Source organism: Parablastomonas sp. CN1-191 (assembly GCF_049354825.1).
Classification (GTDB): Bacteria; Pseudomonadota; Alphaproteobacteria; order Sphingomonadales; family Sphingomonadaceae; genus Novosphingobium.
This window is the reverse complement of sequence record NZ_CP186480.1, coordinates 2,186,451-2,210,127: the sequence shown is the minus strand read 5'-3', so window position 1 is coordinate 2,210,127 and position 23,677 is coordinate 2,186,451. Positions and strand designations below refer to the sequence as shown.

The 23,677-nt window shown below is 68.4% G+C and carries 23 protein-coding genes; 14 read left to right on the top strand and 9 right to left on the bottom strand.

Annotated features, from left to right (window positions below):
• The first annotated feature begins 21 nt into the window (after positions 1 to 21).
• The 12 genes from ACOYW6_RS10965 (at position 22) to ACOYW6_RS10910 (ending at position 12,748) form a co-directional block, all read left to right on the top strand.
• Positions 22 to 1,050 (top strand): aspartyl/asparaginyl beta-hydroxylase domain-containing protein, encoded by a 1,029-nt coding sequence (locus tag ACOYW6_RS10965; RefSeq protein WP_423141350.1) that lies wholly within the window; start codon positions 22 to 24, stop codon positions 1,048 to 1,050.
• An 88-nt stretch (positions 1,051 to 1,138) separates the two neighbouring features.
• Positions 1,139 to 1,393: a DUF6489 family protein gene (locus ACOYW6_RS10960; RefSeq protein ID WP_423141349.1), complete on the top strand. Its 255-nt coding sequence runs from the start codon at positions 1,139 to 1,141 to the stop codon at positions 1,391 to 1,393.
• Positions 1,394 to 1,426: 33 nt separating this feature from the next.
• On the top strand, positions 1,427 to 2,701 hold the full coding sequence (mnmE, locus tag ACOYW6_RS10955; protein ID WP_423141348.1) for a tRNA uridine-5-carboxymethylaminomethyl(34) synthesis GTPase MnmE: 1,275 nt from the start codon (positions 1,427 to 1,429) through the stop codon (positions 2,699 to 2,701).
• A 67-nt stretch (positions 2,702 to 2,768) separates the two neighbouring features.
• On the top strand, positions 2,769 to 4,607 hold the full coding sequence (gene mnmG / locus ACOYW6_RS10950; RefSeq protein ID WP_423141347.1) for a tRNA uridine-5-carboxymethylaminomethyl(34) synthesis enzyme MnmG: 1,839 nt from the start codon (positions 2,769 to 2,771) through the stop codon (positions 4,605 to 4,607).
• On the top strand, positions 4,604 to 5,239 hold the full coding sequence (rsmG, locus tag ACOYW6_RS10945; RefSeq protein WP_423141346.1) for a 16S rRNA (guanine(527)-N(7))-methyltransferase RsmG: 636 nt from the start codon (positions 4,604 to 4,606) through the stop codon (positions 5,237 to 5,239). Before mnmG ends, rsmG begins: the two co-directional genes overlap by 4 nt.
• Positions 5,236 to 6,012, top strand: coding sequence for a ParA family protein (locus ACOYW6_RS10940; RefSeq protein ID WP_423141345.1), 777 nt, complete (start codon positions 5,236 to 5,238; stop codon positions 6,010 to 6,012). The genes rsmG and ACOYW6_RS10940 overlap by 4 nt, the downstream gene beginning before the upstream one ends.
• On the top strand, positions 6,009 to 6,953 hold the full coding sequence (locus ACOYW6_RS10935) for a ParB/RepB/Spo0J family partition protein (RefSeq protein ID WP_423141344.1): 945 nt from the start codon (positions 6,009 to 6,011) through the stop codon (positions 6,951 to 6,953). The genes ACOYW6_RS10940 and ACOYW6_RS10935 overlap by 4 nt, the downstream gene beginning before the upstream one ends.
• 114 nt (positions 6,954 to 7,067) lie before the next feature.
• Positions 7,068 to 7,553, top strand: coding sequence for a Csu type fimbrial protein (locus ACOYW6_RS10930; protein ID WP_423141343.1), 486 nt, complete (start codon positions 7,068 to 7,070; stop codon positions 7,551 to 7,553).
• Positions 7,554 to 7,773: 220 nt separating this feature from the next.
• Positions 7,774 to 8,250: a Csu type fimbrial protein gene (locus ACOYW6_RS10925; protein WP_423141342.1), complete on the top strand. Its 477-nt coding sequence runs from the start codon at positions 7,774 to 7,776 to the stop codon at positions 8,248 to 8,250.
• Between the two features lie 85 nt (positions 8,251 to 8,335).
• Positions 8,336 to 9,100 carry a fimbrial biogenesis chaperone gene (locus tag ACOYW6_RS10920; protein WP_423141341.1) on the top strand — a complete coding sequence of 255 codons (765 nt, stop codon included), beginning with the start codon at positions 8,336 to 8,338 and terminating at the stop codon, positions 9,098 to 9,100.
• Between the two features lie 97 nt (positions 9,101 to 9,197).
• A complete protein-coding gene (locus tag ACOYW6_RS10915; RefSeq protein WP_423141340.1) occupies positions 9,198 to 11,519 on the top strand; it encodes a fimbria/pilus outer membrane usher protein in 2,322 nt (773 codons plus the stop codon).
• A gap of 74 nt (positions 11,520 to 11,593) precedes the next feature.
• A complete protein-coding gene (locus tag ACOYW6_RS10910; protein ID WP_423141339.1) occupies positions 11,594 to 12,748 on the top strand; it encodes an acyl-CoA dehydrogenase family protein in 1,155 nt (384 codons plus the stop codon).
• Here ACOYW6_RS10910 and ACOYW6_RS10905 read toward each other — a convergent pair.
• Positions 12,745 to 13,227, bottom strand: coding sequence for a GAF domain-containing protein (locus tag ACOYW6_RS10905; protein WP_423141338.1), 483 nt, complete (start codon positions 13,225 to 13,227; stop codon positions 12,745 to 12,747). The genes ACOYW6_RS10910 and ACOYW6_RS10905 overlap by 4 nt on opposite strands.
• A 69-nt stretch (positions 13,228 to 13,296) precedes the next feature.
• Between ACOYW6_RS10905 and ACOYW6_RS10900 the strand changes: the two genes are divergently transcribed.
• Entirely contained in the window at positions 13,297 to 14,757 is a 1,461-nt protein-coding gene (locus tag ACOYW6_RS10900; RefSeq protein WP_423141337.1) for a PQQ-dependent sugar dehydrogenase, read from the top strand.
• A gap of 4 nt (positions 14,758 to 14,761) precedes the next feature.
• Here ACOYW6_RS10900 and ACOYW6_RS10895 read toward each other — a convergent pair whose 3' ends face one another.
• Positions 14,762 to 15,529, bottom strand: a complete 768-nt coding sequence (locus ACOYW6_RS10895; RefSeq protein WP_423141336.1) for a DUF815 domain-containing protein — start codon at positions 15,527 to 15,529, stop codon at positions 14,762 to 14,764.
• The gene (locus ACOYW6_RS10890; RefSeq protein ID WP_423141335.1) at positions 15,526 to 17,238 is read right to left on the bottom strand and encodes an acyl-CoA dehydrogenase; all 1,713 of its coding nucleotides are present in this window, start codon (positions 17,236 to 17,238) and stop codon (positions 15,526 to 15,528) included. Before ACOYW6_RS10890 ends, ACOYW6_RS10895 begins: the two co-directional genes overlap by 4 nt.
• A 42-nt stretch (positions 17,239 to 17,280) precedes the next feature.
• Between ACOYW6_RS10890 and ACOYW6_RS10885 the strand changes: the two genes are divergently transcribed.
• Positions 17,281 to 18,231, top strand: a complete 951-nt coding sequence (locus tag ACOYW6_RS10885; protein ID WP_423141334.1) for an L-threonylcarbamoyladenylate synthase — start codon at positions 17,281 to 17,283, stop codon at positions 18,229 to 18,231.
• On the opposite strand, the gene ACOYW6_RS10880 is transcribed toward ACOYW6_RS10885, so the two are convergent.
• The 6 genes from ACOYW6_RS10880 to ACOYW6_RS10855 form a co-directional block, all read right to left on the bottom strand.
• Positions 18,228 to 18,551, bottom strand: coding sequence for a hypothetical protein (locus ACOYW6_RS10880; protein WP_423141333.1), 324 nt, complete (start codon positions 18,549 to 18,551; stop codon positions 18,228 to 18,230). The genes ACOYW6_RS10885 and ACOYW6_RS10880 overlap by 4 nt on opposite strands.
• A 63-nt stretch (positions 18,552 to 18,614) precedes the next feature.
• Positions 18,615 to 19,421, bottom strand: coding sequence for a head GIN domain-containing protein (locus tag ACOYW6_RS10875; protein ID WP_423141332.1), 807 nt, complete (start codon positions 19,419 to 19,421; stop codon positions 18,615 to 18,617).
• A 173-nt stretch (positions 19,422 to 19,594) separates the two neighbouring features.
• Positions 19,595 to 20,128, bottom strand: a complete 534-nt coding sequence (locus tag ACOYW6_RS10870) for a CarD family transcriptional regulator (protein ID WP_423141331.1) — start codon at positions 20,126 to 20,128, stop codon at positions 19,595 to 19,597.
• Between the two features lie 277 nt (positions 20,129 to 20,405).
• Positions 20,406 to 20,744 (bottom strand): ferredoxin FdxA, encoded by a 339-nt coding sequence (fdxA, locus tag ACOYW6_RS10865; RefSeq protein WP_423141330.1) that lies wholly within the window; start codon positions 20,742 to 20,744, stop codon positions 20,406 to 20,408.
• Positions 20,741 to 21,049 (bottom strand): RNA-binding S4 domain-containing protein, encoded by a 309-nt coding sequence (locus ACOYW6_RS10860; RefSeq protein ID WP_423141329.1) that lies wholly within the window; start codon positions 21,047 to 21,049, stop codon positions 20,741 to 20,743. The genes fdxA and ACOYW6_RS10860 overlap by 4 nt, the downstream gene beginning before the upstream one ends.
• Positions 21,050 to 21,055: 6 nt before the next feature.
• Positions 21,056 to 23,587: a helicase-related protein gene (locus ACOYW6_RS10855; protein WP_423141328.1), complete on the bottom strand. Its 2,532-nt coding sequence runs from the start codon at positions 23,585 to 23,587 to the stop codon at positions 21,056 to 21,058.
• Between the last annotated feature and the right edge of the window lie 90 nt (positions 23,588 to 23,677).

Sequence of the window (23,677 nt, the reverse complement as noted above, 5' to 3'; positions counted from 1 at the left end):
GGGGAGGTCGAGACGCGAGCCATGACCTCCCCGGCCGATCCGCTGCTCCAGGCCCAGGCCGCACTGGCGGCGGGCGATCTGCCGGCCGCCGAAGCGGCCCTCGACCGTCGGCTCGGAGCGGCCAGCCGCGATGTCGGCGCCCTGCTCCTGAAAGGCATGCTGCGCGAGCGCGCCGGCGACCTCAGGGCCGCGGTCAGTTTTTACCAGGCCGCGCTTGCGCAGGACGGGGCGTTCGGAGGCCTGCCGCCGACGCTGGCGCCGCTTGCCGACCATGCCCGCGCCGCCATCGATCGCGCCCAGGTCGAATTCGCCGCGCACCTTGCCGCCAGTATCGGGCCGCTGCCCCCGCGCGTTCAGGAAGCGGTCGAATTGATGCGCGGAGAACGCCAGCTCTATTTCCAGCAGCCGAGCGTGTTCTACCTGCCCTGCCTGCCCCAGCGCCGTTTCTACGAGGTCGAGGAATTCGACTGGCTGGGCTCGATCGTCGAAAAGATACCGGCGATGCAGGCGGAACTGGCCGCCGTCATGGCCGGCGGCGAGGATGTCTTCGCGCCTTATGTCGAACGGCCCGAAAACCGGCCCGCGCCCAACAATCCGCTGCTTGAGAAGCCCGATTGGGGCGCGTTCTATTTCTGGCGCGATGGCGAACCCGTCAAAGATGCAGCGGCGCGCTGCCCCGTCACCATGGCCGCGCTCGAGCTGGCACCGATGCCCCGCATCCCAGGCCGCTCCCCAAACGCGCTGTGGTCACGGCTCAAGCCCGGAACGCATATCGGCTCCCACGTCGGAATGCTCAATTCGCGCCTGATCTGTCATGTGCCGATCCGGACTGCCCCCGCCTGCACGTTGCGCGTCGGTAGCGAGACGCGGGCGTGGAGCGACGGCGTGCCGCTGATCTTCGACGATTCGATCGAGCACGAGGCCCGCAACGACGGCCCCGAAGAGCGGGTTGTGCTGCTGTTCGAGATCTGGCGGCCAGAAATCACCGAAGAGGAGCGCGCCGGGATCGGCTCCATCCTCGCAGCGATCCAGAGTTACGGCGTCGGTTGACCCGCCGGCCCGTCCCTCCGGCAAGTGACGTGGACTTTGCCGGGGGCCTGTGTAAGCACCGCGGCCAACGCGGCAAAGGAGATGCGCGATGAAGGTCCATGTCGAGATCGATTGCACGCCGGAAGAAGCGCGCCAGTTCATGGGCCTGCCCGACGTCGCCAAGGCCAATGACGTTTACATCGACGCGGTGACCAAGGCGATGAAGGGTGCCGCCAACGTCGACCAGATACAGGATTTCGCCAAGAGCCTGGCGCCGATGGGCCAGATGGGAATGAAGCTGTTCCAGCAGTTCGTCGATAACGGCGGCGCCTTTTCCGCGGGATCGAAGAAGAAGGACGGCTGAGCCCGGTCAGCCGGGCCGGCGTGTGCAGCGGCAATGCGTGACACGATTTTCGCGCTGTCCAGCGGCAGCCCGCCGGCAGCGATTGCGCTGATCCGCATCAGCGGCCCGCAGGCAGCGGCCGCGCTCGAGGCGGTTGCTGGCCGCCTGCCCTCACCTCGACGCGCCGTCTCGGCTAGCCTTCGCGACGACGCCGGCATCCTCCTCGACCGGGCGCTGGTCCTGTGGCTACCCGGCCCGGGCAACGCGACCGGCGAAGACCTGGCGGAACTGCACTGCCATGGGGGCCGCGCGGTGGTTGCCGCCGTGCTGAGTGCCCTTGCCGCCCTGCCCGGTCTTCGCGCGGCGGAAGCCGGGGAATTTACCCGCCGCGCTTTCGCCAACGGCAGAATCGACCTGGCCGAGGCCGAAGGCCTGGCCGACCTCCTCTCCGCCGAAACCGACTTGCAACGCCGCTCGGCCCTCGCGCTTGCCGAAGGCGCGCTGTCACGCACCGTCGAGGACTGGCGCGGGCAGGTGCTGTCGCTTTCGGCCGCCGTCGAAGCGGTGCTCGATTTCGATGACGAGGGCGACGTCGCCGGTCTCGACCCGGCGTTTTATGCGGCCATCGGCGCGCTTGAGCTGGATTTGGGTGAATGGTTGGCCCGCCCGCGCGCGGAAAGCTTGCGTGAAGGCGTCAAGGTCGCGATCGCCGGGCCGCCCAATGCCGGCAAGTCCACCCTCTTCAACGCCCTCGTCGAGGACGACGCGGCGATCGCAACGCCGATCCCCGGCACGACGCGCGACGTGCTGATGCGCCCGGTCGCGCTGTCGGGCGTGCCGTTTCGCTTTTTCGACACGGCGGGCCTGCGCGACCAGGCGGGTGACCCGGTCGAGGCGATCGGAATCGAGCGGGCGCGGGCCGCCCTGACTGATGCGGACCTCGTCCTATGGCTGGGTCCGGAGGGTGAGGGACCGCCCGGTGCCTGGGAAATCGCTGCCCAGGCCGACCGGGGTGGCGCGGGGAAAAGCGCCCCGCGCCACGCGGTTTCGGCAGTGACAGGCCTTGGCATCGACGGCCTGCGCCAAGACCTCGTAAAAGCAGCGCGGGCCACACTTCCCAGGCCGGGTGTAGCGGCGCTCAACGCACGGCAGGCGGGGCGAATGGAAATGGCCCGCGCCGCGCTGTGCGAAGCGGCCTGCGAACGCGACCCCCTTCTCATTGCCGAGCAGCTGCGCGTGGCGCGGATCGGCTTCGACGGATTGATCGGACGCACGGCGACCGAGGACATGCTTGATACGCTGTTCGGCCGCTTCTGCATCGGCAAGTAGGGCATGTGTTTCACGTGAAACACGGGGGACTTTGACGCTCCGGGACCCTGGGGTATGGGCCGCATCGATGAGTGATTTCGATGTCCTGGTTATCGGCGGCGGCCACGCCGGGGTCGAAGCGGCCACCGCTTCGGCGCGGCTCGGCGCCCGAACGGCCCTCGTCTCGTTTTCGCGCGAAACGATTGGCGCGATGAGTTGCAACCCGGCGATAGGCGGTCTGGGTAAAGGCCATCTGGTGCGCGAGGTCGATGCCTGCGATGGCATTATGGCCCGTGCCGCCGATGTGGCGGCGATCCATTATCGCCTGTTGAATCGCAGCAAGGGCAGCGCGGTGCGCGGACCGCGCGTGCAAGCCGACAGGCGCCTGTTCAAGACGGCGGTCCAGCAAGCGATCGCGGCCCAGAGCGGCCTGACCGTTATCGAGGGCGAGGCCGCGGCGCTGGTCATCGATGGTGGCCGGATCGTGGGACTGACGCTGGCCGATGGATCGCTCATCCCAGCGCGGCAGGTGGTGCTCTGCACCGGGACGTTCCTGGGCGGTACGTTGTTCCGCGGTGAAGAACGCATGGTCGGCGGCAGGATCGGCGAACAGGCAGCCACGCGCCTTGCCGAGCAACTTCGCGACGCCCTTCCCCTCGCCCGGCTCAAGACCGGGACGCCGCCGCGCCTGGACGGTCGCACCATCGACTGGGCCGTTCTCGACGAGCAACCATCGGACGAGGATACCTGGACGATGTCGGACCTGAGCCGCGGGCGCACAAACCCGCAGCTTGCCTGCGCCATCACGCGCTCCAATCCGGCGAGCCACGATATCATCCGCGCCGCGCTCGACCGATCGCCGCTGTTCAGCGGCGCGATTGACGCCCGCGGCCCGCGGTATTGCCCTTCGATAGAGGACAAGATCCACCGGTTCGCCGATCGGGACGGCCACCAGGTCTTTCTCGAGCCCGAGGGTCTGGATACGCACCTCGTCTATCCCAACGGCATCAGCACGTCACTGCCCGCCGACGTCCAGCTCGCCATGTTGCGCACGATGGACGGCCTTGAGAGAGTGGAGATGGTGGTGCCGGGATACGCGGTCGAATACGATCACGTCGATCCGCGCGCCTTGCGCCCCAGTCTCGAAGTGCGCGCAATCCCTGGTCTGTGGTGCGCCGGGCAGATCAACGGCACGACCGGCTACGAAGAAGCCGCGGCGCAAGGGCTGGTCGCCGGTTCCGGCGCCGCTGCAGCCGCGCTTGGCCGCGGTGCAATGCAGTTCGACCGCGCCAACAGCTACATCGGCGTAATGGTCGATGACCTGACGCTACAGGGCGTAAGCGAACCGTACCGGATGTTGACGGCACGTGCCGAGTACCGGTTGCGCTTGCGAGCCAACAACGCGGCCAGCCGGCTTGCCCCTGCTGCGATGGCCGCAGGACTGGTCGGGCCCGTTCGGCAAGCGTGGTGGCACAGGCGCGAGGCCGACAGGGAGCGGCTGGATCACGCGCTCGATACCCCGGTGCCGGCGCGTGATCTGATCGCCGCCGGCATGACGGTGCGCGACGACACGGGCACATTGGCGCTTCGCGAATGGCTTCGCTTCGGGGATGTTCAGCGCGAAAGGCTCGGCTCCTGGTTGCCGGACGATGTCGATCCCGGCCTGACCGAGGAATTGACCGAAGACGCAGCGTACGCCCCCTATCTGGCCCGGCAGGACGCGGAGCTGCGCGATCTTCGCGCCAGCGAGAGTTTGGCCTTGTCCGACGATTTTCCTTTCGCGGCCACCCCTGGCTTGTCTCGCGAGATGGTCGAGCGCCTTTCGGCGGCACGGCCCACGACGTTGGCGGCAGCTGGACGCCTTCCGGGCATAACGCCGGCGGCGCTCGCTGCCCTTCTCGTTCATGCACGGCGGGCAGCGGCGTGATCGGCAGCGAGGACGAGGCGAAGGCCTGGCTAACCGAACAATTCGGCGCGGCAACCCTGTCCCGGCTGGAACTGTTGGCAGAACTTCTCGTCACTGAAAACGCCGCCCAGAACCTCATCGCGGCGGGAACGGTACCGCATCTTTTCCAGCGCCACGTTGCCGATTCAGCGCAGCTTTTGCGGTTTGTTTCACGTGAAACAGCGGGTCACTGGCTGGACTTGGGATCAGGCGCCGGATTCCCTGGGCTCGTTGTTGCCGCTTGCCGCCCGGACTGGGCCGTCGGCCTGGTAGAGTCGCGACCCTTGCGCGTCGACTGGCTCCAGCGTGCGGCCTTGGCTCTGAAGCTCGAAAACGTCACCGTCTTTGGAAGTCGAGTCGAGCGTCTTGAGACGATGCAATGCGATGTGATCTCGGCGCGCGCGTTCGCGCCGTTGCTCAAAACGCTTCACGTCGCGGCTCGTTTTTCCACCAGCGAAACGCTTTGGCTCTTGCCGAAAGGGCGCTCGGCGCAGCAAGAACTGGCGACAGCAGGTTCGAGTGCAGACATGTTTCACGTGGAACAGTCGTTCACCGATCCTGACGCCGGCATCCTGGTCGGGCAAATAGGCGGGAAAAGGGGCGGAAAAGCGTGATTCGCGTCGCAATTGCCAACCAGAAAGGCGGTGTCGGCAAGACGACCACGGCCATCAACATTGCGACAGCAATGGCGGCTACGGGGTGGCGGACCTTGTTGATCGATCTCGATCCGCAGGGCAACGCTTCGACGGGAATCGGAATTCCTGCTCACAGTCGCGAAACGTCGTCCTACGACCTTCTCGTCGACCAGGCGCCGCTGGCTTCCTGCATCGTGCCGACGTCGATTCCGGGCCTCGATATCGTTCCGGCCACCGTCGACTTGTCGGGAGCCGAAGTCGAACTGGTCAATGTCGACCAGCGGACGGACCGGCTTCGGCGCGCGCTGGCGCAGGATACTGCGCACGATATCGCGTTTATCGACTGCCCTCCCTCGCTCGGGCTCCTGACGCTTAACGCGCTGAGTGCCGCCGATACGCTGATGGTGCCGCTGCAGTGCGAGTTTTTCGCACTGGAGGGCCTCAGCCAGCTGCTGCAGACGGTCGAGCGCGTGCAACAGCGTTTCAACCCTGACCTCGGCATCGTCGGTATCGCGCTGACGATGTTCGACCGGCGCAATCGCCTGACCGACCAGGTTGCCGATGACGTTCGCGCCTGTCTGGGCAACCTGGTGTTCGAGACCGCAATTCCGCGCAACGTGCGCTTGTCCGAAGCGCCAAGTCACGGTTTGCCGGCGCTTGTCTACGATCACGCCTGCGCGGGCAGCCGCGCTTACATGTCGCTGGCGCGTGAGTTGATTGCCCGGTTGCCCGAACGAAGGAAGGCCGCATGAGCGACGAAAAGGTCGTTACCGCCCCCACCGGTGGCTCCGCCCCGGCCCGCCGGGCCGCTTTAGGGCGCGGACTGGGTGCGTTGCTGGGCGATTCGCGGCGCGAAGAGCCGCTGGTCGTGCCGCGCGGCGAGATTCCGGCCGATTCGCACGAAAGCGGCCTGCGCCAGCTTCCCGTGGCCAGCATCAAGCCCCACCCCGGCCAGCCGCGCCGCCGCTTCGACGAGGCCGCGCTCGAGGAACTTGCCGCTTCGATCGCCGCTCGCGGCATGATCCAGCCGGTAATCGTGACGCGGCACGAGGACGGCTACCGCCTGGTGGCCGGTGAGCGGCGTTGGCGGGCGGCGCAAAAGGCCCAGTTGCACGAGATTCCGGCCTTGGTCCGCGATCTCGACGAGCGCGAAGTGACGGCACTGGCCCTGATCGAGAACCTTCAGCGCGAGGACCTGAACCCGGTCGAGGAGGCGCGCGCTTATCACAAGCTGGCCCAGGACGATGGGCTGACGCAGGCGGAAATCGCCGCCTTCGTCGACAAGAGCCGCAGTCACGTCGCCAACCTGCAGCGCCTGCTGGCGCTGCCCGAACCAGTGCTCGACATGGTCGAGGCCGGCGAACTGTCGATGGGGCATGCGCGGGCGTTGATCGGCGCCGACGACGCCGAGACGCTGGCCCGCCAGGCGGCGTCGCGGCACATGTCGGTGCGCGATGTCGAGAAACTGGTGCGCAAGGGCGCGGCGCCCGCTCGGCGCAAGGCGCGGGGCGAGCGCGATCCGGCCGGTGCAGCGGATATCGCCGCGGTCCAGAGCCACCTCGAGGAGTTTCTTGGCCTGTCGGTGCGAATCAATGCCGATGCCGATCCGCGGTCCGGTTCGGTGACGATCCGTTATCGGACCCTCGATCAGCTCGACCTCGTTTGCCAGAGGTTGACAGGCGGCGGAATATAAAGCCTTTTCAACGCCTTGCGCATTCATGGTTAAGCTTATTGCGTAGGGTATCCGGACGATTAACCTTGTGACAAGCCTTGGCCGCTATCCGGCTCAGGGGGACAGGGGATTATCGTGACCATACGCGTGATCGGAACGGTGTTGGCAGCGGGGGCAATCGCCTTCGGCACGCCCGCGTCCGCCGCGCAGAAGTCCGCCACTTTCCAGGCCAGCCTCAACGTGACGACCGGCTGCACGATGCGGGTGAGCGGCCTCGACTTTGGGGACGTGAAAGTCATCACGCCGACGGTCGACGCACAATCCGACATCGACGTGCGCTGCACCGCCTATACGCCCTTTGCGGTTTCGATCGACGCCGGCAGCAACGCAGTCGGCCTGGTCCGCAACATGCGGGCTGACAAGTTTCCGACTCGCGTGCAGCCTTATGCAATCTATCGCGACGCGGCCCGCACCCAGCTGTGGAACCCGGGCACGAGCGTCGCCGGAAATACCGGCAACGTCGGCATGGTCCGCGTCTCCGCCTACGGCCGCGTCGCAGGAATGACGCAGATCTTCCCGAGCCCGTATCGCGACCAGGTGACGGTTACCCTCACCTTCTGATCGGCGCTCGCCGGTCTTTTTTCAAATTGCGCAAGTATTTCCCGCCCCGCTCTTAATTGTGCGGGCGTTACTGGTTTTTACGCGACGTTAACCATGCCCACGCTAAGTATTCGCCCGCGGGCAATAGCAAATTTCTGTGTAACTATTAGGAATTTTGCAACCCGATCGGAGGCATGGGGGCAGGGCCAACAAGGCTACTGCTTTTTCGGGGAATAAGAACATGCGTAATCTGATCATCGGTTTTGCTTCGCTTGCCGCGCTCGGCACTGCCATGCCGGCCGCCGCCGCGACTGTCGTCAACCAGGACATGACCGTGACGCTCAACGTCGCGAACACCTGCACGCTCGCGGTCAACAACCTGACTTTCAACGCCAACTTCATCGGCGGCACCGCCGTCGACGCGCAGAGCTCGGCCGTTGCCAAGTGCACCAAGGACACCGCCTACAACGTGACCTTCGGTGACGGCGCCAACGTCGCTTCGGGCCAGCGCAACATGAAGAACGGCACCGTCCTGGTGCCTTACAACCTCTATTCGGACTCGGGCCGCACCGCTGCCTTGTCGTCCAGCACCCAGATTCCCGGCACCGGCACCGGTTCGGACCAGACCATCAACGTCTACGGCCGCATCCCGGCGTCGGCCGCCGCTGTCGCGGCCGGCCAGTACACCGACACGGTGACGGTCACGCTGACGTACTAACCATCAGGAGACATGGATGATTCGCCTAGCATTTGAGACCAAGCGCGCGCTGCGAGCAGCGGGCGGATCATCCATCGCTCTTCTGATGTTCGGTCTGGCCGCATCCGGCCAGGCCGCACCGGTCGCCGCCGGGGGCATCGCTGCCCCCGCGGCCACCACCGGCCCTTCTGCCCTTGCCGCCCCGGCCGATCCCGGTCCGGCGCCGGGCCAGATCATGACCGGCCCGCAGCTGAGCGTTACGCCGCTGCGCTTCGAATTCGACAGGAACGCCACCGGGCAGACGATGCGCCTGATCAACACCGGCGCGCAGCCGCTGGTGGTCCAGGCTCGCCTGTTCGCATGGAGCCAGACACTTGACGGCGACAGCTTCGCGCCCAGCCGCGCCATCACCATTTCACCCGCCATCGCCACGGTCGGGCCGGGCCAGACCCAGATCGTGCGGTTGCTTCGAAACGATCCCGCCAGTGCCGGCGAAAAGCCGTTCCGGCTGACGATCGACCAGCTTCCCGATCCGCGCAACGACGGCAAGAGCGCCGCCAACACGCGAATTCGCTTCGTGCTGCCGCTGTTCGTCGACCGCGACCAGGCGGCCCCCGCGCAGCTTGGCTGGAAGACCACCGGCGACGGGATCGAGGTTACCAACAGCGGCGGGCAGACCGCGCGGCTGGTCAACATTCGCGTCACCGCCGGCGGTGCGCCGGTTGCCCTCAGCGAAGGGGGGCTGCGCTATGTCCAGGGCGGCCGCGCCATTCGTCTCGCCATTGCCGGCGCGTGCAATCGGGGGCCGCTGCGCCTCGTTGCCGATGCCGACGGCCAGGCCGTAGATGTCCAGCCCGCTCCGTGCGGCTGACAGGGCCCTCCTCCTAGCGCTTGCGTGCATCGCCGCGGTTTTTGGCGCGGTTCCTGTTTCGCATGCGCAGGAGGATCCCTTCGCCCTCCCCCAGGGGGTGACCGCCGGCACGGTTTCCCGTGCAGGCACCCCGGGGCTGTCCGACATCATCGTCGACGGCGAACGCCGCGCGCGCATGGTCGACCTCGAATGGCAGGGCAATGTCCTGACGATCGAGGCCGATCAGGCGCGCGCGGCCGGCTTGCCCGTGCCGGCGGAGGCCGGCGGCAAGATATCGCTCGCCTCGCTCGGTCTCGCCAGCTTTCGCTTCGATCCGCTCAGCCAGACGCTGGTCGTGGCGCTGATGCGCAAGAGCGACGGCGGCAACCTGATCGACCTGACCCACAGCAAGCAGCAAGAGGGGCAAAGCGCCCCGCTTACCTGGGCGCGGCTGGATTATGACGTCACGGCGTCGCGAACGCCGCAGCAAGCCGCGGCAGGCGGCGCCTTTGCGGCCGCGCTCGGTCGCGGCAACGTCTATGGGGCAACGACGATAACCGCGACCGCCAGCAGCGGCGGGCATGGCCAGGTCCAGCGGCTCGACAGCTTCGTCCAGTGGCTGATCCCGTCGAAAGGCGTCGTCGCCACTGGCGGCGACGTGGTGACCGCGGGATCGCGCGGGCAACGGCCGGTCCGCATCGGCGGTATCCAGATCGCCTCGGACTTCGCGCTGCGGCCGGACCTGGTGACCTTGCCCCTCCCCTCGTTCACCGGGCAAGTCTCTGTGCCGACGGGTGTGGACCTGCTGATAAACGGGCAGCGATCGGAAGTCGGCAAAGTCGATCCCGGGGAATTCACCGTTCGCAACGTGCCAGCCTCGCTCGGGCGCGGGACCGTTTCGCTGATCGTCAAGGACGCGCTCGGGCGCGAGACGGTCCAGACCGTGCGATTCTATGCCTCGACCGACTTGTTGACGCCCGGCTTGCAGCAATACGCGCTCAATGCCGGGTTCGTGCGACGACGATACGGGCTGGTCAGCAACGATTACGGTCCGTTCGCGGCCTCCGGCTTCTTTCGCCGGGGGCTTTCGCGCTATCTGACCGCCGAAGTCAGCGGCGAGACCGCGCGCGGCCTCGTCAACGTGGGCGCGCGCGCCGACGTTGCGCTCGCCAACGTTGCGCTTGCCTCGTTCGAACCGCGTTTCAGCCGGACGCGCACGGGCCAGACCGGGACCATGCTGACCGGCGCGATCGAATCGGTGAGCCAGAAGCTGTCGGCGCGCCTCGCCTTCTCGCTACCCAGCGGAGGGTACCGCGATGCCGCCAGCGAACTGGGCGATCCTGCCCCTCAGCGCACGCTCGTAGGGCAGATTTCGTACGCTCTTGGCGATAATCGCCTCCAGTTCAGCGCGGGCCGCTTTACCCGGCTGGCCGATCCGCTGCACCAGCGCCTGGCCGAGACAGGGACCGTCGCCAACGCCGCCTTCGGCGTATCGCTGGGCAAGCGGATGTCCGCCAACTTTGCCGCGGTCTATCGCACCTCCACTGGCGAGCGACGTTCGCTCGCAGCCTCGGTCAGCCTGTCGGTACGGCTTGGCCGCGACCGTTTCGCAGGCGGCTCGGCCAGCTATTTCGACGACCGGAAAGCCGAGTTTTCCGCCTATTACCGCAAGCCGGAGTCCATCGTGGACCCGATCGGCTACGCGCTGGAAGCCTCGACCGGCGAGCGGACCCGCGCCCTGGCCGAGCTGACCTGGCGCCCGCACCAGGGCGTGTTCCAGGCCCAGGTCCTGCACGAGGACGGCGCGACGTCGGTGCGCGGAAACGCCCGTGGAACGCTGATCGTGGCCGGCGGCGGGGTGTTCGCGCGCACCCAGTCGGAAAACAGCTATGCCCTTGTTCGCGCCGGCAATGTCGGCGGCATCACGGTGATGCGCGAGAACCGCCTGGCCGGAAAGACCAACGGCAAGGGACTTCTCCTGATCGACGACATCCCCGGCTACGTGCCGATCAGCTACGATATCGATGCCGACAAGCTGCCCGCCGACGTGCTGGCGCGGCGCACGCAGTTGCGCGTCACGATCCCGCGCCGCGCCGTCGGCCTCGTGGCGATGGACGTGCTGCGCTACGTGCCGTGGTCGATCCGCCTGCTCGGCGCCGACGGGATGCCGCTGCCGGCAGGAACGATGCTGGTGGCGCGGCCATCGGGCGAATCGATCATCGTCGGCTTCGACGGAATGGCCGAGATAAACCGCGACGGGCCCGACCGCGTGTTCGAGCTCGACAACGGCACCGGCGCCATCTGCCGCTTCGCCATCCCGGCCAAGGCGCAGGCAAGCGGCGAGATGCCGTCGTTCGGCTGCATGCCGATCCTGGTGCCGACCACGCTGGTGAAGGCCGGCGTCGACAGCGGCCCGATCGCAAGCGCCAGCCGGCGGTGAAGTTGCGCTGCGCAACTCGGTTGACGGCCGGCCGGGCCGGGCACAGGCTCGCGCCGTAACGGGAGATCCATACCATGCCGCTCGATGACCTTGCGCGCACAGCTTACGGCGAGGACCACGAGGCGTTTCGCCAGACCGTCCGCCGCTTCATGGCCGAAGAGATCGCTCCGCACGCGGCGCAGTGGGCCGAAGCGGGCATCGTCCCCAAGGACATCTGGCCCAGGGCCGGCGCACTGGGCCTGCTGTGTCCCACCGTGCCGGAGGAATACGGCGGCCTCGGCCTCGACTTCGGCTATAACGCGATCGTCGACGAGGAGAGCGCCTATACCGGCGGCGCCACGACCGGCTTTTCCCTCCATTCGGATATCGTCGCCGATTATATCGTTCACTACGGTTCGGACGAGCAGAAGCGCGAATGGCTGCCCAAACTCGTCTCGGGCGAGGCGATTACCGCCATCGCGATGACCGAGCCGGGCACCGGCAGCGACCTTCAGGCCATGCGCACGACCGCGCGCAAGGACGGCAATCACTACGTCATCAACGGGTCGAAGACCTACATCACGAACGGCCAGAACGCCGACCTGGTCCTGGTCTGCGCCAAGACCGATACCGACGTGCAGCCCGCCTGGAAGGGGGTGTCGATCATCCTCGTCGAGGCCAGTCGCGACGGGTTCACGCGGGGCCGCAACCTCGACAAGATCGGCATGGACGAAGCCGATACCTCGGAATTGTTTTTCGAGGACGTGCGCGTGCCGATCACCAATTGCCTCGGCGAGGAGGGCCAGGGGTTCGTCTACCTGATGAGCCAGCTGCCGCAGGAGCGGCTCTCGATCGCGGTGTCGGCGCAGGCCAGCGCGCAGAAGGCCTTCGACCTGACCGTGGCATTCACCCGCGAACGCAAGGCCTTCGGCAAGCCGGTGATCGACTTCCAGAACACCCGCTTCGTCCTTGCCGATCTCAAGACCCGGCTGCAGGTCGGCTGGGCACACCTCGACTGGTGCCTCAATCGCCACAATGCCGGAGAATTGACGCCCGAGGAAGGCGCCGCGGCCAAGCTGTGGCACACCGAACTGCAGTGGGAGACGATGGACAAGTGCCTGCAGCTTCACGGCGGCGCCGGCTACATGAACGAGTATCCGATCGCGCGGATGTGGCGCGCCGCGCGCGTGACGCGCATCTTCGGCGGCACGAACGAGATCATGAAGGAACTGATCGGGCGCAAGCTCTAGATCGCGGCGGCGGCGATCCGGGCCAGCGCCTCGATCCCGGCGGCGTCTTCGGCGTCGAAGCGCGCGGGTGACGGGCTGTCGAGGTCGATGACCGCGATCACCTGCCCGTCGCGCAGCACCGGTACCACCAGCTCCGAAACGCTGGCGGCGTCGCAGGCGATGTGACCGGGGAACGCGTGGACATCGTCGACGCGCTGGGTTTCGCCGCTGGCAGCCGCCGTCCCGCAAACACCGCTGCCCAGGGCGATGCGAATGCAGGCGGGCTTGCCGATGAACGGCCCGAGCACCAGTTCACCGCCGATCACCCGGTAGAAGCCGGCCCAGTTGAGCTCGGGCAGGAACTGCCAGATCAGCGCCGCGAGGTTGGCCATGTTGGCGACACCGTCCGGCTCGCCCGCGACCAGCGCCTTCGCGGCGGCGGCAAGGTCGTCATAGACGGTGGCTTTCGGGGCATCGGCGGCGGGGGCGAAATCGTACATTCGCAATGCTTAGCGCGCCGCGCCGCGATGCGCCATTGCCGCCGGCGCCGCGGCTGCTAGATTCGCGCCATGACCATGTCCCGCAAGATCCTGTTCGGCGTCGTTGCCGCCGTCGTCCTCCTGGCCGTCGCCGCCTGGTTCCTGCTGCGCCCGACCGAGGCCAAGCACACCCCCGACGAACTGTCGGGAAAGTGGCCGACGATGGTCGAGGCCAAGACCGAGACGATCCCCGCCTTCGCCATCGCCAAGCCGATCGGCTGGGCCGCGAACGAAGCGCCCACGGCGGCCGCCGGCCTGCAGGTGACGCGCTTTGCGCAAGGGCTCGATCACCCCCGCACGATGCTGGTGCTGCCCAACGGCGACGTGATCGTGGCGGAGACCAATTCGCCCCCGCGAAGCGGCGGCGGCATCACCGGCTTTTTCGAGCGGCTGCTGATGAAGCGCGCCGGCGCCGGCGCCCCCTCGCCCGACGCACTGGTGCTGCTGCGCGACAGCGACGGAGACGGGCGCGCCGACCAGCGCAGCGTGCTGCGCCAGGGCAATGGCCTGTCTTCGCCCTCGGGCCTGGCCTGGGCGAACGGCAAGCTTTACGTCGCCAATCACGACGCGGTGCTGGCGTTCGATTTCCAGCCCGGACAGACGACGCTGACCGGCACGCCGCGCAAGATCGCCGATCTTGCCCCCGCCGGGCGCCACTGGATGCGCGGGCTGGTGGTCAGCCCCGACGGCAAGCTGCTGTACATCTCGGTCGGATCGTCGAGCAACATCGGCGAGAACGGCATGGATGCCGAGCACCGCCGTGCCGCCATTCTCGAGCTCGACCTTACCACCGGGCGGCTGCGTGAATATGCCAGCGGCCTGCGCAATCCCAACGCGATGGCGTGGAACCAGTCGACCGGCGAACTGTGGACCGTGGTCAACGAGCGCGACCAGCTCGGTCCCGATACCCCGCCCGATTACCTGACCAACGTCCCGATCGGCGCGCAGTACGGATGGCCGTGGTTCTACTGGAAGACGTACGAGGACAAGCGCGTATCGGCGCCGATCCCGGACTATATCGAGGAGTACATCCGCAAGCCCGAATACGGCCTCGGCGCGCATACCGCCCCGCTGGGCGTGGCCTTCGTGGCCGAGGGTGCCAGGCTGGGCGGCGGTTTCGCCAGCGGTGCGGTGATCGCGCGCCACGGTTCGTGGAACCGCAAGCCGGCGGCGGGCTATGACGTGGTATTCGTGCCGTTCGACGGCAACGGCAACCCGCTGGCCAAGCCGCTGCCGCTGCTGGGCGGATTCCTGACCAGGGACGGCAAGACTCATGGCCGGCCCACCTGGGTGGCGTTTGCCAAGGACGGCGCGCTGCTGGTGACCGACGATACCGCCGGCATCGTCTGGCGGGTGATCGCCCCCGGCGCCGCGCCGGCGCCCGCGGTCAAGCCGGTGGTTACCAAGCACCTCGAGCCGGTCAAGGAGCTGAAGGGCGATCCGGGTGCCGGCACCCAGGCCAGCTTCCGCGACGATCCCGCCAAGCCCTGAGGGGCTAGAGCGGGCGGGCGGCCCGCCCGGCCAGTTCGGTGACGTACTGCCACGCGACCCGGCCCGACCGGGCGCCGCGCCGCCGGGCCCATTCCAGCGCGTCGGCGGCGTCGAAAGCCAGTCCGTGTTCGGCTGCATAGCCGGCGACGATGGCAAGGTAATCGTCTTGCGAGCAGGCGTGGAAACCCACCGACAGGCCAAAGCGATCGGCCAGTGCCAGCCGGTCATCCACGGCGTCGCGCGGGTTGATGGGCCCGTCGCCTTCGAAATGCCCTTGCTCGGACTGCGAACGCGCCACGATCGCGCGGCGGTTCGACGTCACGGCCAGGCGCACCCCGCCGGGCCGCGCCTCGACCCCGCCTTCCAGCCATGAGCGCAGGCGGCGCGGCGCGGCGCTGTCGCCCTCGTCGAAGCCCAGGTCGTCGATGAAGACAAGGAAACGGCGGTTCGCGTGCGCCAGCTCGGCGAACAGCCGCGGCAGCCCCGGCAGCGCGTCGGGCCCGACCTGGACCAGCGCCAGCGCCGCGGGCGCCGCTTCCTGCGCTGCCAGCACCGCGGCCCGCACCAGTGCCGACTTGCCCATTCCGCGCGCGCCCCACAGCAACATGTCGTGCGCAGCGTGGCCGCGGGCATGGCGCAGGACGTTTTCGGCAACGGCGGCCTTTTGCGCGTCGATCCCGCGCAGCAGCGCCAGCGGCGGCGCGGTCAGCCCGGGTACGTCGCGCGCGGCCTCGCCGTCCCAGACGTAGGCGGGGGCGCCGTCCCAGGTCACGCCGTCAGCTGCTCGGCGTCGAGGCTGTAGAGCGGCGCCGCGCCCGCCATGGCCGCCGCCTTCAGACCGCGAATCTCTTCGGCGAAGTCGTGCGCGAACCACCGCGCGACGACCGGCTTGGTGATGGCCAGCGCGCCCTCGGCCGCCGGGACCTGCCGTTGGAGCTGCCAGCCTGCTACCGCCGCGGCGAACATCGCCAGGAACGGCACGCTGCCGGCCAGCTTGTCATCGACCGAGGCGCCGTCCGCCATCCACGCGGCCACCGCGCCGGCGTCGCGCGCCAGGGCGCCGAGCGGCGTGTCGGCACATTCGCGCGCCACCTCGGCCAGCAGGGACATCACGACCGCGCCGTTCTCGTAGCCGAGCTTGCGGGTGACGAGGTCGGCGGCCTGAATGCCGTTGGTGCCTTCATAGATCGGGGCGATGCGTGCGTCGCGGTAGTGCTGCGCGGCGCCGGTTTCCTCGACGAAGCCCATGCCGCCGTGAACCTGCACGCCCAGGCTGGCGACCTCCATGCCGATGTCGGTGCCCCAGGCCTTGAGCAGCGGCACCAGCGCGTCGGCCCGCGCCTGCGCGGCCGCGTCACCCAGTGCGCCGCGGTCGACCTGCCCGGCGGTATAGTAGAACAGCGCCCGCGCCCCTTCGGTCAGCGCACGCATCCGCAGCAGCATGCGCCGCACGTCGGGATGCTCGGCAATGGCAACGCCCTGCCCGCCGCGCACGCCCTGGACACGCTCGCGCGCGTAGGAGCGCGCCTGCTGCCAGGCGCGTTCGGCGATTTCGACGCCCTGCCCGCCCACGTTGATCCGGGCCGAGTTCATCATCGCGAACATGGCCTTGAGGCCTTCGTTCTCGCGCCCGATCAGTTCGCCGATGCAGGCGTCGTTGTCGCCGAAGCTCATCACGCAGGTCGGCGATGCCATGATCCCCAGCTTGTGCTCGATCCCGGCGCAGCGAAGGTCGTTGCGCGCGCCGATCCGGCCATCGCCGTCGACATGGAACTTGGGCACCAGGAACAGGCTGATGCCGCGCGTTCCCGCGGGCGCGCCCGGGGTGCGCGCAAGCACCAGGTGGACGATGTTGGCGGCCAGGTCATGCTCGCCCCAGGTGATGAAGATCTTGGTGCCGCGGATCGCGAACTTGCCGGCGTGCTCGCCATTGGTGATTGGCGTCGCGGTGGTGCGCAGCGCGCCGACGTCGGAGCCGGCCTGCGGCTCGGTCAGGTTCATCGTCCCGGTCCACTCGCCGCTGATGAGTTTCGGCAGGAACACGTTCTTCTGCGCGTCGCTGCCGTAATGGCCCAGCGCGTCGATCGCACCCACGGTCAGCATCGGTAGCAGCGAGAACGCCAGGTTCGCGGTACCCAGGTTCTCCAGCACGTTGGCGGCCAGGCTGAAGGGCAGGCCCTGTCCGCCGTAGGCTGGATCGCCGCCGATACCGTTCCAGCCCTGCTCGACATAGGCCCCGTATGCCTCGCGAAAGCCCGCCGGAAGTGTAACCGTGCCGTTGGCGAGCGTTGCCCCCTCATGGTCCCCGATGCGGTTGAGCGGGGCGAATTCGCCAGCGGCGAACTGGCCGTTACCCTCGACGATGGCCGTGACCATGTCAGGGCTGGCAGCCTCGAAACGGGGATGGGCCGCCAGTTCGTCGATGCCGGCGCAGACCTTCAGCGCCAGGAGCTGGTCGGCAGTAGCGGGGGCAAAGTCCATCGGCGGTTCCTTGTCTGTGCGGCCTCGCTATAGCGGTCGCCGATGGCCGACAAGCGCTCTGTCCTCGCCGCGGTGCGACCCTGCGATGCCGTAACGGCAGCCGAGGCGGCGCGCCTGCTGACCGCGGGCGAGCTTGTCGCGGTGCCGACCGAGACGGTCTACGGACTGGCCGCAAGGGCCGATTCGCCCGCTGCCGTCGCGCGCATCTATGCCGCCAAGGGCCGCCCCGACTTCAATCCGCTGATCGTCCACGTTGCATCACTTGCAGACGCCGAGCGGCTGGCGCTTTTCGGCACCCGCGCACGCCAGCTGGCGGCACGCTTCTGGCCCGGCCCGCTCACGCTGGTGCTGGCGCTTCGTCCGGATGCGCGGGTCGCCCCCGCGGTCACCGCCGGGCTTCCGACGATCGCGCTGCGCTGCCCGGCCCATCCCGCCATGCGGGCGATTCTGGATGCCTGCGCGTTGCCGCTGGCGGCGCCATCTGCAAACCGCAGCGGTGCGATCAGCCCGACGAGCGCGCGGCACGTTGCCGAAGGGCTGGGAGACCGCGTTTCACTGATTGTCGATGGCGGGGCGTGCCATGCCGGCCTCGAATCCACCATCGTCGCCCTGCGCAGCGACGGATCGTGGCAACTTTTGCGTCCGGGACCCATCGCGCGCGAAACGCTGGAAACCCAGCTGGGACCGGCGAGCGACGTCACGGCGCCAGGCATCGAGGCGCCAGGCCAGCTTGCGGGCCACTATTCACCCGGCAAACCCGTGCGGCTGGACGCACGCAGCGCCGCTGCCGACGAGTTCCTGATCGGTTTCGGAGCCGTGCCGGGCGCGATCTCGCTCTCGCCGCGCGGCGACTTGGAAGAGGCGGCGGCACGGCTTTACGATGCGCTTCACGCCGCTCGCCTGGCATCGCAGCCGCGCGTGGCGGTGGCGCCGATCCCGGACATTGGCGTGGGCGCGGCGATCAACGACCGGCTGCGCCGCGCCGCGGCCTAGTTCGGCTCGGCGGGGACCAGCGGCATCAGCTGCGCGATCTCGGCGCCGAGCTTGTCGCGCCTCGCGCAGGCATCAGCGTCGCCGCCGAAACACTTTTTGGCCTGCTTGTCGTAATCGCGCTTGAGCTCGCCAAGCCTTTGCTCGCGCTTGCGCAGCTCGCGGCCGCGCTTCTGGTCGGCCTCGGCCTGGCTTGTGGTGACCGCGTCGACGGTCTTGCTAGCGACCTTGACCGGCAGCGTGGCGACATCGAGCGCGGTCTTGGCGAGACACCCGCTCAGCGCGGCGGTTGCCAGTGCGGCAGCGATCAGCTTGTAAAACATGGCAATCCCCGTGCGGCCAGGCGGGTGCCATAGCCGCACGGGGTTTGCGCGCAAGTGAACCGCTCAGCCCTTGGGGGCAGGCGGTGCCGGCGGTGCCGGGGGCGTGGGGGCTGGCCCCGCAGGAGCGGTGCCGTTTTCGCAGACCAGCCGGCCCGAACCCATCGCGCTGACCCGGCAGGTGGCGCGGCCGATAACGCGGACTTCGCCCGACCCCAGGATGTCGGCCTTGACGTTGCCGTCGGAAGCGAAGCTCGCGCTGCCAGACCCCGCCACCGTAACCTTGGCTTCGTCGACCTTGAGCGCCTCGGCGTGCGCCGATCCGCTGCCCAGTATCGTCAGCTTGAGGTCATGGGCGGTGCCGGCGGCGCGAAAATCGCCGGAGCCCGTGATGGTCAGTTCGAGTTTCTGCGAGGCAAGCGATCCGCCATCGACCGTGCCCGACCCGGCCACGGTCACCTTGGCGTCGCTGGCAAGGCCGGGCGCGGTGACTTTGCCCGATCCTGCCAGCGTGACTTCGGCGGGATCGGGCATGGTAACGTTGACGACGACGGTCTTGTCGCCGTCGTGCCACTTGAAGCCGTCGTCGCGCATAATGCCGAGCGCCCCGTCCTTGAGCGTGAAGCGGACATGGCCGGCGGCCTCTCCGTCGCCATCGACGGTAATCGCCAGCTTGTCGCCGCGCGTCACGCGGATCTCGTCCGGGCTCGCCAGCACGAGGTGCTCGGGCGCCTTGCCCGACAGGTCGAGCTCGGACAAGGGCACGCCCTTGCTGCCGTTGACGCTGACCTCGCCGTTGCAGGCCGAGATGCTGCCGCTGAGCGCGATCGCCATGATGGGGGCCAGGGCCTTGAACAGATTGTTGATACGCATCGCCACTCTCCGCGCGGTTATTCCGTGTTACTGATGTAATACAGCAAAGCTTGGGCGACAAGCGGGACGGCAAGCCCCTCGTCGGCGGGCGTCGGACGTTGATCGAGGGCACAGCAAAAAGGCCGGCCCTTGCGGACCGGCCCTTTCGGCATAGTTGCGCGGCGCAACCGCGATCAGGCGGTTGCCTGCTCCGCGTAGTACTTGGGCGCGTGCTCGTTGAGGATCGCGAGGATCTTCTGCAGCGCGGCTGGCTCGTCGGTCTTTTCCATCGCCGCCAGTTCGCGGGCGAGGCGCGACGAAGCGGCCTCGAAGATCTGGCGTTCGGAATAGGACTGTTCGGGCTGGTCGTCGGCGCGGAACAGGTCGCGCGTGACTTCCGCGATCGAGACGAGATCGCCCGAGTTGATCTTGGCTTCGTATTCCTGGGCGCGGCGCGACCACATCGTGCGCTTGACCTTGGGCTTGCCCTTCAGCGTCTCGAGCGCTTCGCGCAGGGTCTTGTCACTGGACAGCTTGCGCATGCCGATCGCTTCCACCTTGTTGGTGGGAACGCGCAGCGTCATGCGCTCCTTCTCGAAACGCAGCACGTAGAGTTCGAGCTGCATGCCGGCGATTTCCTGCTTTTGCAGTTCGATCACCCGGCCGACCCCGTGCTTGGGGTAAACCACATAGTCGCCAACGTCGAAGGCGTTCGCCTTGGTTGCCATGAATCGTCCTTTCACCCGGCAGGGCGACCTTGCGGGCCGCAGACGACCTTCAGCGGCTTTCGAGGGTGGGCGATGCGGCAAATGCCAACCGTCCCTCCTGTCGAGCCTGGCTGTCGAACCTGCCTTTCGTGCTGCAAACCCACGGCGGAAGTCCGCGGGACGTGTGACGATTATATAGCACACCGGTAACAAAATTGCCAGCGCGCAGAATCACCGCGCGCTGCGCCTGCGAAGGCGGACTTGTCCAATGCGCGACGGGCCGCGCCGGCGGCGCGAATCAGTCGCCTTCGCCGGGCTCGGGCGAAAAATACTTGTCGAACTTGCCCTCTTCGCCCTTGTGCTCGTCGGCATCCTCGGGGCTGTCGCGCTTGACCGTGATGTTGGGCCACTCGGCCGAATACTTGGCATTGAGTTCGACCCACTGCTCAAGCCCGCCTTCGGTGTCGGGCAGGATCGCTTCGGCCGGGCACTCGGGCTCGCAGACGCCGCAATCGATGCACTCGCTGGGGTTGATCACCAGCATGTTCTCGCCTTCGTAGAAGCAGTCGACGGGGCAGACTTCGACGCAGTCCATGTACTTGCAGCGGATGCAGGCGTCGGTGACGACGTAAGTCATGGCAGAACTGTCCCCTCGGGCGTGTGGTCTGTCGCTGCTATGGGATTTGAGCCGGAGCCGTCAAGCACGCGGTAACATGCCTGTGCCTCGGCCGGCGGCCCGCGGCGCACCGGCAGGGCCATGACCTCGACCACGCGCACCTGCGAGCGCATCGGCAGGGTCAGAACGTCGCCCGCGCGCACCTCGCACGACGGTTTCTCGACGCGGCGGCCGTTGATGCGCATGTGGCCGGCCTCAGCCCACGTCCGCGCAAAGCTGCGCGACCGGGCGAGCCGGAGGAACCACAGCAGTTTGTCGATCCGCATCGGCGCTCAGGCGATCAGGTCGGCCAGCGCCGCGAACGCGCCGCCCGGCGCGGTGCGCGGCGCGCTTTCCGCGGGGGCGCGCCGCGGCGGCCGCCAGCGCCAGCGCGGCGGTGCCGGCGGCCCGTGGGCACCATCGGCGAGGGGGCGAAAGACGCGGGCCTGGAATCCCGCCTGCGCCAGCAGCCGTGCATAGGATGCCGTCGTCAGCCCCATCGACACGGCCGGCGCGGGATCGAGCACCACATCGCGCGGCGGCCTGGCCTGGGCCTTGACCCGGGCTTCGTGCGCGGCACGCAGCAGGCGCTCGGCAAGATCGACGCGCAGCGCCTGCTTGCCCAGCTTGCGGTGAGTGAACGGTGCATCGCGAAGCGGCACGACGGGCCGCGCCGCCAGCCCGTTTCCGTGGCCCACCAGCGCCAGCGCCGCCAGCGCGGCAGGCTTGAGCAGCGCCGGCACGAACAGGTCGAGCGCGCCGATTGTCACACCCAGTCGGCGCAGCCGCTGGCGCTGCCCATCGTCGATGCGGTCCAGCCCCGACCCCGCGCGCGCCAGCACCCCGCCGGCATCGGCCAGCGCGATCAGCAGCGCTCGCAGGTCGGCCCCGGCGGCCGGATCGCGCGCCGCCGCCAGCAAGGCGTCGAGCGGTGCCAGCGGTTTGAGCCGCGCCGCCAGCCAGTCCTCCATCGCGCCCAGCAGCGGGTTCGCCGCCGCTCCCAGCGCGCGCAGCGCCGGATCGACAATTAACTGCGGCCGGCCCGCCCCCTTGCGGCGATCGAGCGCGGCGATCGCGATGCCGTCCCACGTGATCGCGCCGTCCGCGATGGCGATCGCGGCGCTGCCATCTGCGATCGCTTTCGCCAGGTCGCCGGCTCGCTTCGCCAGCAGTTCGGGTACGTGGCGTTCGGCGGCGGCAAGCAGCAGCTTGCGGTCGGCATGGCGGGTCGCCGGATCGACCTTGAAGCGAAAGCCGGCCAGCGTTCCGATGGCTTCCCCCTCGACCAGCACCGTGTCGCCAGCCAGCTCGACCGCCAGCAGGCCCGCGTCGGGGCCGGTACGGCGCATCAAAACGCTGGTGCGGCGGTTGACGAACCGCTCGGTCAGGCGGGCGTGAAGCGCGTCGGACAGCCGCGTCTCGGCGGCGCGGGCGCGGGCGGCCATTTCCTCGCGCGCGATGACCCAGTCCGGGCGCTGCGCGATGTAGGCCCACGACCGGATCGCGGCGATGCGGCCCTGCAGCGCGTCGATGTCGCCCTGGACGTTGTCGAGCTGCGCGATCGCGCCGGCCACCGTGTCGAGCGACAGCTGCCCGTGCGCCAGGTCGTCCCACAACCGGGCGACGAAGCGCGCATGCGTCTCGGCACCATGCTGGCGGAAGTCAGGCAGCGAGCAAACCTGCCAGAACCGGTTCACCTGCCGTTCGCCGCGAACGCCGGCGGCGATCGCGGGGTCGTCGGCCAGGCGGCGCAGCACGGCCAGGTCGACCGCCTCGGGCGCGGGGGCGAGTTCAGGGCGGGGGGGCGGAGTCTCGAGATCGGCGATCAAGCCGGCCAGTGTCGCGCCGCGCGGGTCCGGCTGGCGCCAGAACAGCCGGGTCAGCGGCGCGAAGCGGTGCTCCTCGATCGCGAAGACCTCTTCGGCGGTGAACTCGGCATCGCGCCCGTCCGTTCTGGCGCCTGCTCCCGCCAGTGCGCCGAATGTGCCGTCACGCTGGTGGCGCCCGGCACGGCCAGCAATCTGTGCCATCTCGGCGGGGGTCAGCCGCCGCTGGCGCACGCCGTCGAACTTGGACAGGCCGGCAAAGGCGACGTGACCGACATCGAGGTTGAGGCCCATCCCGATCGCGTCGGTGGCGACCAGGTAGTCGACCTCGCCCGACTGGAACAGTTGCACTTGCGCGTTGCGGGTCTGCGGGCTGAGCGCGCCCATCACCACCGCGGCCCCGCCGCGAAACCGGCGCAGCATTTCGGCCACAGCGTAGACCTGGTCGGCCGAAAAGGCGACGATCGCGCTTCGCGGGGGAATCCGCGACAGCTTCCTGGGCTCGATATGGCTGAGCGTCGAGAAGCGCGGACGCGAGACGATCTCGGCCTCGGGGACGAGGCTGCGCACCAGCGGCTCGATCGTCGCCGAGCCGAGCAGCATCGTCTCCTCGCGCCCGCGCGCGTGCAGCAGCCGGTCGGTGAAGATGTGGCCGCGCTCGCGGTCGGCGGCGATCTGCGCCTCGTCGAGGGCCACGAAGGCAAGATCGGGACGAGCGGGCATTGCCTCTGCGGTGCACAGCAACCAGCGCGCGCCCTTGGGCTCGATGCGTTCCTCGCCGGTGATCAGCGCGACCTCGTTCGGACCCTTGATCGCCACCACGCGGTCATAGACCTCGCGCGCAAGCAACCGCAGCGGAAAGCCGATCGCGCCCGAGGAATGCGCTATCAGGCGCTCGATCGCGAGGTGCGTCTTGCCGGTGTTGGTCGGGCCCAGCACGGCCTTGACGGTCGTGTCGCGGTCCCGGCGCGGGCCCGGAAGGATGCGGTGCTGCGCCATTGCCACTCCAATCTGGCGCGCGCAGTCCCTGGCGGCAAGGCCGCGGCGGGCACTTTTTCCCCGCCCCCGCCAGCATCTTAGGCTAAGATT